General features: G+C 68.8%; 1 protein-coding gene. It reads right to left on the bottom strand.

Features of this window, described 5'->3' with window-relative positions:
* The coding region (locus tag ACCC94_RS30330; protein ID WP_413353250.1) for a DUF4410 domain-containing protein at positions 1-260 on the bottom strand (260 nt) is incomplete at both ends.

Below are 260 nucleotides of genomic sequence, written 5' to 3'. Positions count from 1 at the left end.
CGCCCGGCCCGTGCTTGCTGTCGGCCTCGTCCACGGCTTCATAGAGAGGCGGCAAACTCGCCGATGCAAGACTGTCGCATGACACGGCGACCTGAATGTCGGTCTGACCGGCGCCGAGACCGACCATGGCACGCCGCAGACGGTTGCCGTCGTCGACGCTCAGGAAGACACCGCGCACTTGCCAGCCCGCAGCCGGCGAAGTTTGACCGGGCGCGATGCGCCGTGCGTCGACGCCGCCTTCGCGCAGATCGGCCGTGAGC

This window comes from Pseudomonas sp. Pseusp97, assembly GCF_047304025.1.
Taxonomy (GTDB): domain Bacteria; phylum Pseudomonadota; class Gammaproteobacteria; order Pseudomonadales; family Pseudomonadaceae; genus Pseudomonas.
This window is presented reverse-complemented; position numbering and strand designations above follow the sequence as displayed.